Consider the following 14,073-nt stretch of genomic DNA (forward strand, 5'->3'; position numbering starts at 1 on the left):
ACCGATGTCGAATTAGTTACCGATCAGGAAGACGAGGCGGAACTTACCGACCTGAACCTCGTCACCATTAGCCAGAACCGCGGAGTTCTTCGGCTCGCGGTTAACGTAGGTACCGTTCAGCGATCCCACGTCGACGACCTCGTAGGAGTCACCGTTCTTGCGGAACTCTGCGTGACGACGGGAAACAGTCACATCATCGAGGAAGATGTCGCTGTCCGGGTGACGACCAGCGGTGGTGACTGCCTGATCGAGCAGGAAACGCGAACCTGCGTTTGGCCCCCGCTTGACAACCAAGAGTGCCGAGCCCGCCGGAAGTCCTTCAACACCGGAGACCGTGGAGTCCGTGTTAGAGCCGGACTCCATTTCCTTCAGCAAATCTGCACGGAAGACCGAGGTGGTCTCGACCGATGCCTCTGGCTGGCCGCTATTGCTAGTCATATCTTTCCCTCCGGGATAACCTTGGGCGATTTACTCGTTACTTTTTAGATAATAGCGCCCCAACCGCTTTCGTGTTGTTATCTAATCCCAACCATGTTGTGACGCAGCTCACCAGCAGGGTATGTACAACATGATTGATATGCGTAAATACCGACATCTGAGAGCTTTCTCTGTGGGTGTACCTAGGCCGGTCACCTGAGAAATATTTTCAAATTGTTACCAAACCTGTGGTTACGGCTTACCTAAACATCGCTGCAATTGAGCCGACGACCGAGCCGCCACCATTGCTCAATGGGTTGTCGTTGACCATGTACGTCCACGTCGAGCTCGGGCGAGCAAGACCCGTGTCCTCTAGATGTGCGCCTTCGCTGTCGATTTCGACCTCTTGGAAGGTCTGCACCGACTCGGTAACGGCATTGTTCACCAGGCTCTTAAAGGCGCCGATGGCGGCGCGGTGGAACTCATCAATGGGGCTTTCCTTAGCCAGCGCGCGCAGGTGAATCGACTCCCGCAGGTCATCCAGATCCGCCAGGTGGTCTGACCATCCGCGATCCAGGTGGCTCAGCATGATTTCCCGGGCAGCATCCTCGGCGACATCGCGCCCGACTACGGATTCGACTTCCTTGGCCCGCGCCGATGCCAACTTGGACAGTTCTTCCCAGGCTGCATTAGTAGTCAGCAGTTTCTCCCGGCGCTCATCCAGAATCTCGCGCTGGTCACCGATGAGCTTGTTGTACTTCCACGTCGTCGCATGAATCGACAGCATGGTCGCCTCTGTCACTCGCTGTGCGCGGTCGATGAACTGGTATGCCCTCTTATCCCGGACACGGCCATCATCCTCGGGCAGCACGCTCAGCGTCTCGCCAGCAGCGCCCTCGGAAATCACCGGATCATCCAGGGAGACAAAGAACACCGACGAGCCCGGATCGCCCTGGCGCCCGGCGCGGCCACGCAGCTGATTGTCCAGTCGGTCAGTGCGGTGCTTGCCCAGGCCAATAACGCATAGTCCACCGCGCTCAACGACCGCATCGCGGTTGGATTCATCTGCCCCGCCGAGACGGATGTCGGTTCCTCGTCCGGCCATCTGGGTGGATACTGTGACGCGGCCAATATCGCCAGCATTGGCGATGACTTGGGCCTCCAGCTCGTCATTTTTCGCGTTCAGCACCGAGGATTCGATGCCGCGCAGGACCAGCGCATCGGCTAGTCGTTCCGATTCCGCCACGTCACGGGTGCCTACGAGTATTGGTCGACCAGTGCCGTTGAGTTCCACGACCTCGTCGACAAGCGCGGCGAACGCGTCGTCGGTGGTGGCGTAGATGCGGTCGGGCTCGTCGTCACGAATGCATGGGACGTTGGGTTCGATGACGGAGACGTGGAGTCCGTAGAACTCGCGGAACTGGTCGCCCGCGGAGGTGGCGGTGCCGGTCATGCCGCAGGTGATGTCGTAGCGGCCGACGAGCTGCTGGATGGTCATGGAGTCGAGGATTCGGCCGCCCTCCGAGACCTGCAGCCCCTCCTTGGCCTCTACCGCTGCTTGCAGACCGTCCGGCCAGCGCTGCAGTTCCGCCACGCGTCCCTTCGAGGCGTCGATGAGCTGTACCTTGCCGTCGCGCACGATGTAGTCGACATCGCGCTGCAGCAGCTCGTGGGCGTGCAGTGCAACGTTGACCTGAACCAGAGTGGTACCGACATGTTCGGCGTCGTACAGCGAGCCGATGCCAAGCAGGCGTTCGACGCGTGCGGCGCCGGTATCGGTGAGGAAGACGTTGCGGCGGCCTTCGTCGACGGTGTAGTCGTCGCCGAGCTGCAGGCGACGCACCACGTCGGTAATCTGTCCGGTCGGTGCGGTGCCCGGCTCATTGCCGGCAAGCACAAGCGGGACCAGCGCTTCATCGACCAACACGGAGTCGGCCTCGTCGATGATCGCGACATCAGCGGGCGACTGCACGCGGTCCTCGACGGTCGGCGCGCAGCGGTCGCGCAGGACGTCGAAGCCGAGTTCGTTGACGGCGGCGTAGACGATGTCTGCCGCATATGCTTTACGACGCTCCCCCGGACCATCCTGCGGCGAAATAGCCGCCACCGAGAGCCCAAGGAACCCGAACAGCGGTTGCATCCATTGCGCATCGCGGCCTGCGAGGTAGTCGTTGACGGTCACCGAATGCACGCGGTGGCCACGCAGCGCGAACCCGGCTGCAGCCAAGGCGCCGGAAAGAGTCTTACCCTCACCGGTGGCCATCTGGATAACGTCTCCCTCCATGAGCGCCAGTGCGCCTTGCAGCTGCACATCGAAGGGGCGCATGGACAGGGTGCGCTGGGAGACTTCGCGGAGTGCGGCTAAAAGCTCCGGTGCGTCGGTGGCGTGTTGGCGGGCGAAGTCGGCGAGGTCGGCGTCGGAAAGCGCCTGTACCTGTGGCTCGAGCTCAGCGGCGCGCGCCACCAGCCCTACGCTGCGTTTTTGGTTGCGCCCTTGCTTGCCGCCAAGAGCCTTCCAAAACCAATTAAACCCAGCCATCTCCTACCCTTCCTGCGCACGTGTGGTTGTCGGCGCGTTCTGACTCACCAGAGTAATCAATCTGGGCCGACCTTCGGAGTGTCAATCGCTGCCAGCGAATTTGCACCATATGTCTTTAGTCACATCTTGAGTTTGAAACAATGGGTTTAACACTTGATGCGAGCAATTTTCGGAAGGACTTGAATCCCCTATGGCAATCGAATTCATCCCCACCGCTGACCTGGTTGACGAGATCGGCCCGGACGTGCGTTCCTGCGATACTCAGATGCGTAACCTCGGCGGTCGCGTGGAGTTCTGCGGCAAGATCTCCACGGTCAAGTGCTTCCAGGACAACGCGCTGCTGAAGAAGGTCCTGTCCGAGCCGTCTGAGGGCGGCGTGCTTGTCATCGACGGTGACGCTTCTGTTCACACGGCGCTGGTCGGTGACGTTATTGCGGGGCTCGGCAAGGACAATGGCTGGGCTGGTGTGGTCGTCAACGGCGCGATTCGCGACTCCAAGCTGATTGGCGAGATGGACTTCGGCTGCAAGGCGCTTGGCACCAACCCGCGCAAGTCCACCAAGACCGGCGAGGGCGAGCGCGACGTCGTTGTCTCCTTCGGCGGCATCGACTTCGTTCCGGGCGAGACGCTCTACGCTGACTCCGACGGTATTGTCGTGCGCTAGTAGCATCGCGCGCTAGACGGCAAACAAAAGCCGTAAGCAATAGCCGTAAACAAAGCCGCCGCCTCCCGGAATCTTCCAGAAGACGGCGGCTATTTTTGTCGGGCTGACCGGATTTGAACCGACGACCCCCTCACCCCCAGTGAGGTGCGCTACCAAACTGCGCTACAGCCCGCGTGCACGAAAGTGCAACGAGCTATAGGTTACATCATTGGAGTTTGAAGGCGAAAATCGCCCCAGACCCCTGCCCTGCCTACCGCATTACTGCAGGTAGATGGTCACTGGAGTGGATGTCTCCGCCATCTGTCCCTCCGGCGGATCGATCGAGGCGACCTTGCCCATAATCGCAGCCACAGAGTTGGTCGGATTGCCCTCGGCGTCGACGACGGTCACATTCTGGTAGCCGTTGGTACGCAATTCCACCTCGACCGATGCCGGACTCTTGCCCACCACGCCCTGCGGGATGGTGCCCCAACCGCTGCTGCGCTCACCGGGGCCAGGGATAGCTGGCGGCGACTCGCGAAGTTGGTCCAGCTCCTGCTCGAGGCGCTCACGGGTGTCGTTAATCGTGCCCGACGGGTCCAAACGATCGGTTGGGCTTGTCGTGGTTTCTTCCGGCGAGGTTGTCGTCGGCGTCGGGCTTGACGACGTCTCCTGCGTCGGCTCCGCCGTATTGTCGTTTTTGTCCTCGGTTCCGGAAGTAAAGGACAAGACCAGGGCTACCAGCGCGACTACGGCCACCATGGCGGCGATGGCCACAATGGCGACAGGCTTGCCCCAGCCCTTCTTAGAGTCATCATTGCCACTGTTGCCACGGTTATTGCCGTTGTTCATGTCGCCGTAACCGCCTGCGCCACCTGCGGCGTACTGCTGGGTTGCACCTGCCTGCTGGCCCGCCTGACCATAGCCGCGTTCTTCTTCAGAAAGCGGAGCCCAGTACTGGCCGCTGCCCTGCGCGCCACTGCCTTGCGCCCCGGCACCTGCACCAGCACCGACCCCGGCACCTCGCGAGTTCTCAAAACGTGTTTCATCGCCACGCTGCAGGAATTGTGTCTCAGAGGAGTCGCCACCGAAGTATTCGGTCGGCTGCTCGCCCGCGAAGTCGGCATCTGGGTTGTATCCGCGGTATCCCTCGTCCCGCGGAATGTAGCGAGTCGCGGAGTCATCGCCGTATGCGCTTGAGGAATCGCGTCCGTAGCTGTTGTCTCGGCCATCGTGCTGAGAGCCGTCACGGTTGTTGCCGCGCCTGACCATTGTCAGTTCTCCTTATCGCTAATTTACTGAAACTCTAAAATGCCAACGAAAAGCCCAAAATGCAATCGCCTAAATCACATTTTGGGCTTTTCTCAGCTCGCCACGCGCAACTGGCGGAGCTTCCTAGCGGCGCTTCTTCTTCTCGCGGACACGCACCGCGATGCGCACCGGCGAGCCCTCAAAACCGAATTCTTCACGCAGCTTGCGCTCCAAGAAGCGACGGTAGCCGTGCTCCAGGAACCCGGTGGTGAACAGCACAATTACCGGCGGGCGCGAGGATGCCTGGGTGGCAAACAGCACGCGCGGCTGGCGGCCACCACGCAGCGGTGGCGGGTTCTGCTGCATGATCGCACGCAACCAAGTGTTCAGGCGACCAGTGGAGATACGCTTATCCCACGACTCCACGGCCTCCAACATTGCCGGTTCCAGCTTCTGCACAGCGCGACCAGTCTTGGCGGAGATGTTCACCCGACGAGCCCACGGCACGTGTGCTAGCTGCTCTTCAATTTCGCGCTCGAGCAGATCGCGGCGGTCCTCATCCATGAGGTCCCACTTGTTGTAGGCGACCACAAGTGCGCGACCAGAGTCGAGAATCATGCGCAGCACGCGCTGGTCCTGCTCGGTAATCTGCTCGGAGGCATCGACCAGGAAAATCACGACCTCGGCGTTGTCAATCGTCGAACGAGTACGCAGCGAGGCGTAGAACTCGTGGCCCTTGGCGGTCTTGGTCTTCTTGCGAATACCAGCGGTATCCACGAAACGCCACAGCACCTCGTCCATCTGCACCAGCGAGTCCACCGGGTCAACCGTGGTACCGGCCACGTCGCTGACCACTGCGCGATCTTCACCGGAGAGCTTGTTCAGCAGCGAAGACTTGCCCACATTCGGCTTGCCCACCAGCGCCACACGACGCGGCCCGGTCGGCAGCGACTTCGCACGCGGCACCTCCGGGAAGGAGGACACCACTTCGTCCATCACGTCGGCATTGCCACGACCGTGAAGGGCCGAGGTTGGGTGCGGCTCGCCGAGCCCGAGGGCCCAGAACTCTGCGACGTCGCCAAGCTGCGAATCCGACTCAAACTTGTTGGCGGCGAGAATAACCGGCTGCTCCGCGCGCTGCAGGCGGCGGGCCATGACCTCTTCCGTGGCGGTGATGCCGACGGTGGTGTCGACGACCATGACAATCACATCGGCGGTCTCCATGGCGGTCTCCGCCTGACGAGCAATCGCCGCATGCATGCCCTTCGCATCCGGGTCCCAGCCGCCGGTGTCCTGCACCCAGAAGCGACGTCCGCCCCATTCCCCCAGGTAGGAGATGCGGTCGCGGGTCACGCCCGGGAAGTCTTCGACAACTGCTTCACGACGGCCAATGAACCTGTTAACCATGGTGGACTTACCAACATTCGGTCGTCCCACAATGGCCACGGTCGGAAGAGCTTCTTCCTCCTCGTCGCTCACGCCAAGCGCTGCGAAGGCGTTTTCCAATTCTTCCCAGTCGGCATCGTCATCGATCTGGCCGGTTTCGGCGCGCTCGATGGCTTCGGAGATGATCGTCTCGTGGTCGGCAATCGTGCGGTCGATGAACTCGTCTGCGCTGGTGTGGCTGCCTGCGGTGCCCGGCGCGTTTTCGCTCTCCACGTTTGCGACCAGGTGTCCGGCGGTGTCGTCCTCGGAGTCGTCGTAAGAGCCCTCGAACTCCTCGTTGTCGACATCGTCCCAGTCCATGGTGGACCCCGGGTAACCGGCCTCAACGACATCGAGGACGTTTTCCACGACCTCTTCAATGTCCATCTCAGAGGTGTCCAGAATGAATGCGTCCTCGGCTGGCTTCAGCGGAGAGGTCGCACGGTTGCTGTCGAGTTCATCGCGGCGGATGACGTCGGCAAGCACGGTGTCGAAGTCGGCCTCACGACCAGCGGCGATGTCCTGGTCGTAGCGGCGGCGAGCACGGACCTCTGCGGAGGCGGTCATGAAAATCTTCGCCGGGACGTCCGGGAGAACGACCGTGCCGATGTCGCGACCTTCCACCACACAGCGCACAGCCGATGCGGCCAGCGAACGCTGGAGTGCGACCAGGTTGGTGCGCACGGCCGGAATCGCGGAGACCGCCGACACGTTGCGGGTGACCTCCGGGCCGCGAATCTCGCCGGAAACATCCTCGCCGTCGAGGAGGACCGCAGTGGAGTTCGGGTCATCGGAGACTTCCAGCGGTAGGGCGGCCGTCGCCTTGGCCACGGCTTCCTCATCAGTCGGGTCGATACCCTGGCGCAGCACCCACAGGGTGGCCACGCGGTACATAGCGCCGGTGTCCAAGTACTTTGCACCCAGCTCGGTTGCGACCATCCGAGAGACAGTCGACTTGCCAGTGCCGGAAGGGCCATCAATGGCAACCAACAGCATGTCGTCAGTGTTCTGCTCGCTCATGTGGGCTCCTTCAGCTCCTTGGTTCTCTTCGTTCTTCTTCACTAGTGCCATTTACAGCCCCACCGCGTTGTAGAGGGAGGTCAGCTCAGCGCGGTTGAGTGCGCGGAGAGCGCCCGGGGTCTGCTCGCCCAGCTGGACAGTGTGAATCTTAGTGCGCACCAGACGCTCGACCGGGAAGCCCGCAGTCTTGAGCATCCGGCGGACGATGTGCTTGCGGCCCTCGTGCAGCTCGATGCGGACGATAGAGCGACCCTGCCAGACATCGATGATCTGTGCCATGTCCGCCTTAGCGATGCCGTCATCAAGCTCAATGCCCTTTTCCAGCTCACGCATGACCTTGGCGTCGACCTCGCCGACGACGGTGGCCATGTAGGTCTTGGTGACCTCGTAGCTCGGGTGCATCAGACGGTTGGCCAGCTCACCATCGTTGGTGAGCAGCAGCAGGCCCTCGGTGGGCGCATCCAGGCGACCCACGTGGAAGAGTCGCTGACCAGCGCTAATCTTCTCACCGATGATGTCGCCCACACACGGGCGGCCCATGTCATCGTGCATGGTCGACTGCACGCCACGCGGCTTGTTCAGGACGAAGTACTGCACGTCCTCATTGACGATGACGCGGGAACCATCAACGCGAATCACAGACGTGTTCGGGTCCACCCGCACGCCCTGCCGCGTCACAATCTTGCCGTCGACCTCGACGCGGCCTTCGTCGATAAGCTTTTCCGCCATGCGGCGCGACGCCACGCCTGCCTGTGCCAGGACCTTCTGCAGACGTACGCCTTCACCTGCTTCGCTGTGCACGCGCTTGCCCGAGCCGCGGCGGTCCGAGTCCACGTGCTGGTGGCGCGCCGGGCGAGCGTTGGATACGTAGATGTCCTTCGCGTGGACGTTGGAGGTCTCCACCTTCGCGCCGCTGTCGCGACGGCTGCGGTTGCGCTGGGCGTTAGTGGAGCCACGGTTGGATTGATTCTTACGGTTCTTGTGTGCCGGTGTGCCTTCTCGGCGAGCGGGTTTAGCCACTTGACCTACATCCTTTTCAAGCGTTGGAGAATGTTCTGTTTGTTGGAACGTCAGCGCCAGGCGACGCTGTTCTCTCCCCCGTGGGCCCAAAATGGCCGGTGGAAGCAGGTTAATAAAGAGAATTACAGAGAAAGCCTCGCGCCTTGTCGTGTAGCCACCTTAGCACGTTTTTCGCAAAACGCCAGCTTAACGACGTCCCGCGCGGCCTCCACCTACAACGTCTTTTACAGCGCTGCGGCCCACTCTCGCACGCCCGGCAGCCACTGCGTAGCTTTCGCCACAAACTCCTGCCGGTCCAGCGCGCCCGCTCCCGCCTGCACCGACCCCAGCAGCGGCACCCCGGTGATGCGCGGCAGTTCGTCCAGGTTCGTCTCAATGATCGGGTCGACCTCCGCTGGCAACGAACCGCCGACCAGCGCCGTGACATTGACTCCGCGGCCCCGCGCCACCTCGACGGTGAGCTCCGCCTCGTTCAGGCAACCCAGGTCCAACCGCGTCACGACCACCATCTGACTACCCGGCAACAACCCCGCCAGCTCCGGCAGCGCCCAGTCCTCGCCGAGTCGCACCAGCAAGCCGCCCGCACCCTCCACGAGGACAACGCGGTTCGGCCCGTCGATAAGCTTGATCTTCTCCGCGATTTCCGTGGCCTCCGGCAGGCGCATTCCCGCGCGCTGCGCCGCCGCCACCGGCGCCATCGGCTCGGGGTAACGCTCGAAACCATGCAGGTTGTCAATCCCCGTCAGCTCCGCGACAGTGTCCAAATCACCGCCATTTGGGCCCGGAAAACCGGTCTGAATTGGCTTGACGACGTGCACCTCCTTACCCTCCTCGCGAAGTGCCGCCGCCAGGGCTGCCGTGCCGATGGTCTTTCCAATATCGGTACCGGTGCCGGTGACAAGGACGATGCTCATGGTGGTTGGTACTCCTTTTTGGTTGCGCTACTTGCGTTCTTCCTCGGCGGCGACGATGGCGGCGATGGCCTCGCAGATACGGTCGACCTCGTCATTGGTGCTGATGTACGGCGGCATGGTGTACACCAATTTGCCGAATGGCCGCAGCCACACCCCGGCATCGACAGCCGCTGCAGTGGCCAGACCCATGTCCACGGGGCGCTGCATCTCCACGACCCCGATTGCGCCAAGAACCCGCACATCGGCCACGGCATCGCTGCTGGCTAGGGGCTGGAGCTGGTTGCGGAGTCGGGACTCGATGCGCGGGACATCCTCACGCCACTGCCCCTCTGCAATCAGGTCGAGCTGCGCGCAGGCCACGGCACAGGCCAACGGGTTGCCCATGAAGGTCGGGCCGTGCATGATGCCTCCGCCTGCGCCACTGGAAATGTTGCGAGCCACGTCGGCGGTGGCGAGGGTGGCTGCGAAGCTCATAAAGCCGCCGGTCAGCGCCTTGCCGACACACATAATATCCGGCACAATCCCGGCCGCCTGCGTCGTGAACAGGTCGCCAGCTCGGCCGAAGCCGGTGGCGATCTCATCCGCAATAAGGAGAATGCCGTGCTTGTCACACAGCTTCCGGAGCCCCACAAGCAGCTCGTGGTCATGGAACCGCATGCCACCAGCGCCTTGGACTACCGGCTCAATGATGATGCCGGCGACGGAGTCGTCGATAAGCGAATCGAAGTGCGCGAGATAGCGTGCGCGTTCCTCTTCGGTTGCGCCGCGGGCGGGCGGTTTGTCGGCGAAGACCTGCGGAGTCCACTGCCCCGTCCACAGCGAATGCATGCCGCCCTGGGGGTCGCAGACAGTCATGGGTGCGCGAGTGTCGCCGTGATAGCCGCCGCGCCACGTGGCCAGTCGGGTGCGCTCGGGATGGCCTTTGGCCTGCTGATACTGCAACGCCATTTTGATCGCCACCTCGACGGAGACCGAACCCGAGTCGGAGTAAAAAATGGCATCGAAGCCGGGGCCTGCGAGCTTTAGGAGCTTCTCCGCCAGTTCGATGGCCGGACGGTGTGTGAGTCCGCCGAACATGACATGCGACATCGTGGTGGCCTGCTTCTTCGCGGCTGCGATCAGCTTCGGGTGCGAGTGGCCGTGACAGGCGGCCCACCAGCTGCTCATGCCGTCGATGAGGGTGCGGCCGTCGGCGAGGTGGAGGTTCACGCCCTCGGCGGACTCGACCAGCTTGGGCGCGACCGGCGACGGGATGGGGCCGTATGGGTGCCAGATGTGGTCGGCGTCGAATTGGGCGAGGTCGGCGATGGCTGGCTGGGTGTGTGGTTGGGCGGGTGGTTGGGAGTGCTGCGGGGTGTGCGACTGGGAGTGCTGCGGGGTGTGCGGCTGGGCGGTTTCCGAGGCTGTCATGATACTCAGCATAATACCTGTACAGCGCCAGACTTGAACGCCGTTCGGGGTTGGTGGTGGAGCTTCTCGCAAGGATTACAGACAGTCTCAGTGACTTTACGACACCCATGTCACCTCGTGGCAGCTGTGGAGGTGGCATGAGGTGACACTCGTGTCGTGAAGTGGACTTAGGGCCTGTGGAAGCGGGCCGAGAGCGGTGCCGACGCCGCCTAGTACAGCCGCCCCGCTTTGCTCCACACCCGTCGGCGACGCATGGCCAACTCGGCCGCCTTACCTGTGATCGTGATGGGCTGCCGCGCGAAGGCGTAGTTACCGCGATAGCAACTACCACCATTTGCTAGGTGACGCCGGATTTCCGCGGCTGCTTGCCGCAAGGTGGCTACGGCGGAGCCGTCGAAAAGCTGTGACCAGACGATCCGGATGACATTCAACCCGAGGTTCTTCAGGCGCTTTTCGCGCTCCAGCTCCTTTGCGATTGCCACCTGCGTGTCCGCGACTCCACCGTCGGTGTATTTCATACGGCCGTCGAACTCGACGACCAGCCCAAGTTCGGGCAGGTAAAAGTCCACGCGTGCGATGAAGCCACGATCATCCCGAAAGGAAACCTGCTGAAGCAACGGAGCCCGAGAATCGTCGACAGCAGCTAGCCCCGCCTGGACGATTGCTTCTTTAGTGAGCGATTCCCCAATGCTTTCCGACGACGCTGTCGCTTGCCCCAACAATCTCCTGGCCTGTGCATTTCCCGGAGCACGCGGATATGCAGCCAACGTGGCCAACAGCTCCTCGGTGTCGGTGTGGCGCTGGAGGGCGGCGTCGGCAAGCACTAGTGCATTGTGCGGAGTGCGGGAACGGCAGACGTCGATGACGGACTTTGGGACATCGGTGACGAGGCGGCCATCGATTTCTACGATGTCCTCGGGGAGAATCCGGCCGGAGACGCGGATGAGGCGTTTGTGCGGCTGGTACGGGCCATTCGGCGTGCTTCGCGATTGCCCGCGCGTGCGGCCGGAGTTGGCTATCGCGATGGGAGTGTTGTGCGTAAGTAGAGGTAAACCGTGGAGAGCAGCGGCGGCATCGCGGGTGACTACGGTGGTGGTGCCGCGATGGACGAGCGCTTTGATTTCCAGGATGTAACGTTCGGTGCTGTTTAGGGTGAGCCACCTGTCGACCGGCACGTACGCGCCGTGTGCGAGCCACAGGAGGCTGCCGCTTTTGGCCCGCCGGAGGAGATCTCGGTCGGAGTGCTGGCCGATTCGGGAAATTGCGAATGTGCTGGGGCGGGCGCATTCGCGCTGCTGGCCGGTACGGATGATGTCGTCGGCGTCGTAGATCCACTGCGGCATCGGATTGCGCTCCTGAGGTCCAGGCAACTGCTGGTTGGTGGGTGGTGATGTGAGTGTTTGTGGGTTTGTGAGTGTTTGCGAGTGCTTGCGAGTGCTACGTTCTCATTTTTGGGCTCACACGGAGACTCAGGAGGCATCGATTTGGCATCGACTGTGGATAGTTTGCAGTTTTCGGGAGTTATCCACAGGGCGTGGGGTGGGTGTGTGGTGGGGTGCGTGTGCGTGTGGTGAGTGCAGTGGGGTGCAAAGGCTCGCAGTGAGCCGTCGTGAGCGGCAACCGCAGCCCCAAAATGCGACTTCACGACACCTATGTCACCTCGTGGCAGCTGTGGAGGTGGCATGAGGTGACACCCGTGTCGTGAAGTGGATCGATGACCGTCAGGCGAATCGAAAACCGTGAAGTGGGTCGTTCAATAGAGTGAACCCCACCTAGTCCAACGGCTCGTCGATCAAGTCGACCTCAGGCAGCAGCGGAGCCAAATCAGGCAGCTGGTCCAGCGAATCAATCCCCAAAAGCTCCAGGAACAGCGTCGTCGTAACGTACAAATGCGCACCGGTTGCCGGGTCCTCTCCGGACTCCGCAATCAGACCGCGCGCGACCAGCGTGCGCATCACCCCATCGACATTGACACCACGCACACCGGAGACCTGCGCACGCGTGGCCGGCTGTCGGTAAGCCACTACTGCCAGCGTCTCCATAGCTGCACGTGAGAGCTTCGACTGCGAGCCATCCAGCAAGAATCGCTCGACCGCGCTGGCGTGCGCGGGAGCTGTGTAAAACCGCCAGCCCTCATCCGTTTCACGCAGCTCAATGCCGCTGCGACGTGCACGGTATTCGTACTCGATTTCGCGAAGCACGTCACGGACATCACTTGCGGAAACATCCAGCGCCCGCGCCATATCCTCCGCCGCCACCGGCGTATCGACTACCAGCAGAATCGACTCAACGCCTGCTCGCAACGGGTCGATGGGCGGCAATTGCGCCGAAGAAGCAGACGCGGGCTCCACGGCCTGCTCGGATGGTCCGGAACTGGTTTCGCTCATGCGGGTCAGATTACGCAACCTCCCGCGCCGGGCGCTAATTAGTGGCCGCTAATTAGCTGGGCCCCCAACGCAGCCCGAAGCCCAGCCCCAGCCCAACCAAGCACAACCCAGCCCGACCAAGCCCGCACCGAGCAGGGGCCCAACAGCCCGCCCGAGCCCAACAGCCCGCCCGAGCCCAACAGCCAGCACAGACCAACAGCCACCTACTCCCAGTTCGCCGCCGCCACGACGGCCGGGTCCACGTCCAGCCCGGTCCAGGCCACGTGGATTTCCTCCAGCGCCTCCTCCTGCTCCACACCAATCGCTTTGGCACGGTAGAGCTCCAGCAGCGCCAGGAACCGCCCGACAACCTCCATGGACACGCGGCACTCCGAGGTCAGCTGCGTAAACGTCAACCAGGTCCCCTCGCCGGCCAGCCGCAGCGAGTCCAGAATCTTGCCCGCCTGCTCCGGCACGGACACGGGCACACCGTGAATGTGCCCGACACCGACTTCCTCCGGCGGCTTCGGCCGCATCACGACGGCCGCAAACTCGGCAAACTCCCCGAGCGTCATGCCCAGGCGCACGGGCGGCAGCAGCTCCTCGAACTGCTTGTCCGGCCCCACGGCCCGCGGATAGCGCCGCGGCGCGGTCTTCTGCCACTCCTCGAACTGGTCGGCTACCTTGCCATACGCCTGGTATTGCAGCAGTCGGGCGAACAGCAGGTCGCGTGCTTCTAGCAGTTCGAGGTCTTCTTCGCTGTCGACGTCGCCACGCGGCAGAAGCCGTGCGGTCTTGAGGTCGAGCAGCGTCGCTGCCACGACGAGGAATTCGGTGATTTCGTCGAGGTCGCTGACTGCGTCGAGGCTGCGCGTGTACGAGATGAACTCGTCGGTGACCGCCGCCAGCGCGACCTCGGTGACGTCCATCTTTTTGCTGCTGATGAGCTGCAGCAGCAGGTCAAATGGCCCGTTGAAGTTCGCGAGCGCAACGCGGAAGCCGGTGATCTCTTCCTGCACGCCCTCGCTTGACGACGGTTCGGGAGTGTAACTATCCGGGGAAGTCACC

The 14,073-nt window shown here is 62.4% G+C and carries 11 protein-coding genes and 1 tRNA gene; 1 reads left to right on the forward strand and 11 read right to left on the reverse strand.

Features of this window, described 5'->3' with window-relative positions:
• Positions 1 to 12 precede the first annotated feature (12 nt).
• Together odhI and secA2 are read right to left on the reverse strand one after the other, a co-directional pair.
• Entirely contained in the window at positions 13 to 438 is a 426-nt protein-coding gene (gene odhI, locus QP995_RS03760; RefSeq protein ID WP_016422837.1) for an oxoglutarate dehydrogenase inhibitor Odhl, read from the reverse strand.
• 238 nt (positions 439 to 676) lie between these two features.
• Positions 677 to 2,956, reverse strand: coding sequence for an accessory Sec system translocase SecA2 (gene secA2 / locus QP995_RS03765; RefSeq protein WP_284852920.1), 2,280 nt, complete (start codon positions 2,954 to 2,956; stop codon positions 677 to 679).
• 190 nt (positions 2,957 to 3,146) lie between these two features.
• Between secA2 and rraA the strand changes: the two genes are divergently transcribed.
• Positions 3,147 to 3,620 (forward strand): ribonuclease E activity regulator RraA, encoded by a 474-nt coding sequence (rraA, locus tag QP995_RS03770; RefSeq protein WP_016422839.1) that lies wholly within the window; start codon positions 3,147 to 3,149, stop codon positions 3,618 to 3,620.
• 98 nt (positions 3,621 to 3,718) lie between these two features.
• Here the strand turns inward: rraA and QP995_RS03775 are convergent.
• The 9 genes from QP995_RS03775 to QP995_RS03815 form a co-directional block, all read right to left on the reverse strand.
• Positions 3,719 to 3,792 (reverse strand) — tRNA-Pro (locus tag QP995_RS03775).
• An 86-nt stretch (positions 3,793 to 3,878) separates the two neighbouring features.
• Positions 3,879 to 4,871 (reverse strand): hypothetical protein, encoded by a 993-nt coding sequence (locus tag QP995_RS03780; RefSeq protein WP_284852921.1) that lies wholly within the window; start codon positions 4,869 to 4,871, stop codon positions 3,879 to 3,881.
• Between the two features lie 123 nt (positions 4,872 to 4,994).
• The gene (gene der, locus QP995_RS03785; protein WP_284852922.1) at positions 4,995 to 7,295 is read right to left on the reverse strand and encodes a bifunctional cytidylate kinase/GTPase Der; all 2,301 of its coding nucleotides are present in this window, start codon (positions 7,293 to 7,295) and stop codon (positions 4,995 to 4,997) included.
• A 51-nt stretch (positions 7,296 to 7,346) separates the two neighbouring features.
• Positions 7,347 to 8,198 (reverse strand): pseudouridine synthase, encoded by an 852-nt coding sequence (locus tag QP995_RS03790; RefSeq protein ID WP_284852937.1) that lies wholly within the window; start codon positions 8,196 to 8,198, stop codon positions 7,347 to 7,349.
• Between the two features lie 341 nt (positions 8,199 to 8,539).
• Entirely contained in the window at positions 8,540 to 9,229 is a 690-nt protein-coding gene (gene bioD, locus QP995_RS03795; protein ID WP_070567038.1) for a dethiobiotin synthase, read from the reverse strand.
• Positions 9,230 to 9,256: 27 nt separating this feature from the next.
• The gene (locus tag QP995_RS03800) at positions 9,257 to 10,639 is read right to left on the reverse strand and encodes an adenosylmethionine--8-amino-7-oxononanoate transaminase (protein ID WP_284852923.1); all 1,383 of its coding nucleotides are present in this window, start codon (positions 10,637 to 10,639) and stop codon (positions 9,257 to 9,259) included.
• Between the two features lie 209 nt (positions 10,640 to 10,848).
• Entirely contained in the window at positions 10,849 to 11,982 is a 1,134-nt protein-coding gene (locus QP995_RS03805; protein WP_284852924.1) for a hypothetical protein, read from the reverse strand.
• A 429-nt stretch (positions 11,983 to 12,411) separates the two neighbouring features.
• On the reverse strand, positions 12,412 to 13,026 hold the full coding sequence (gene scpB / locus QP995_RS03810; RefSeq protein WP_049170455.1) for an SMC-Scp complex subunit ScpB: 615 nt from the start codon (positions 13,024 to 13,026) through the stop codon (positions 12,412 to 12,414).
• Positions 13,027 to 13,229: 203 nt separating this feature from the next.
• Entirely contained in the window at positions 13,230 to 14,072 is an 843-nt protein-coding gene (locus QP995_RS03815; RefSeq protein ID WP_172954612.1) for a segregation and condensation protein A, read from the reverse strand.
• Position 14,073: the final 1 nt, after the last annotated feature.

This window comes from Corynebacterium sp. MSK032 (genome assembly GCF_030232065.1).
Classification (GTDB): domain Bacteria; phylum Actinomycetota; class Actinomycetes; order Mycobacteriales; family Mycobacteriaceae; genus Corynebacterium; species Corynebacterium jeikeium_D.

Bases quoted from the DNA above. Each gene is read 5' to 3' on its own strand.
- QP995_RS03780 (WP_284852921.1), bottom strand. From the start codon at position 4,871: ATGGTCAGGCGCGGCAACAACCGTGACGGCTCTCAGCACGATGGCCGA.
- secA2 (WP_284852920.1), bottom strand. From the start codon at position 2,956: ATGGCTGGGTTTAATTGGTTTTGGAAGGCTCTTGGCGGCAAGCAAGGG.
- der (WP_284852922.1), bottom strand. From the start codon at position 7,295: ATGAGCGAGCAGAACACTGACGACATGCTGTTGGTTGCCATTGATGGC.
- QP995_RS03800 (WP_284852923.1), bottom strand. From the start codon at position 10,639: ATGACAGCCTCGGAAACCGCCCAGCCGCACACCCCGCAGCACTCCCAG.
- odhI (WP_016422837.1), bottom strand. From the start codon at position 438: ATGACTAGCAATAGCGGCCAGCCAGAGGCATCGGTCGAGACCACCTCG.
- rraA (WP_016422839.1), top strand. From the start codon at position 3,147: ATGGCAATCGAATTCATCCCCACCGCTGACCTGGTTGACGAGATCGGC.
- QP995_RS03805 (WP_284852924.1), bottom strand. From the start codon at position 11,982: ATGCCGCAGTGGATCTACGACGCCGACGACATCATCCGTACCGGCCAG.
- bioD (WP_070567038.1), bottom strand. From the start codon at position 9,229: ATGAGCATCGTCCTTGTCACCGGCACCGGTACCGATATTGGAAAGACC.
- scpB (WP_049170455.1), bottom strand. From the start codon at position 13,026: ATGAGCGAAACCAGTTCCGGACCATCCGAGCAGGCCGTGGAGCCCGCG.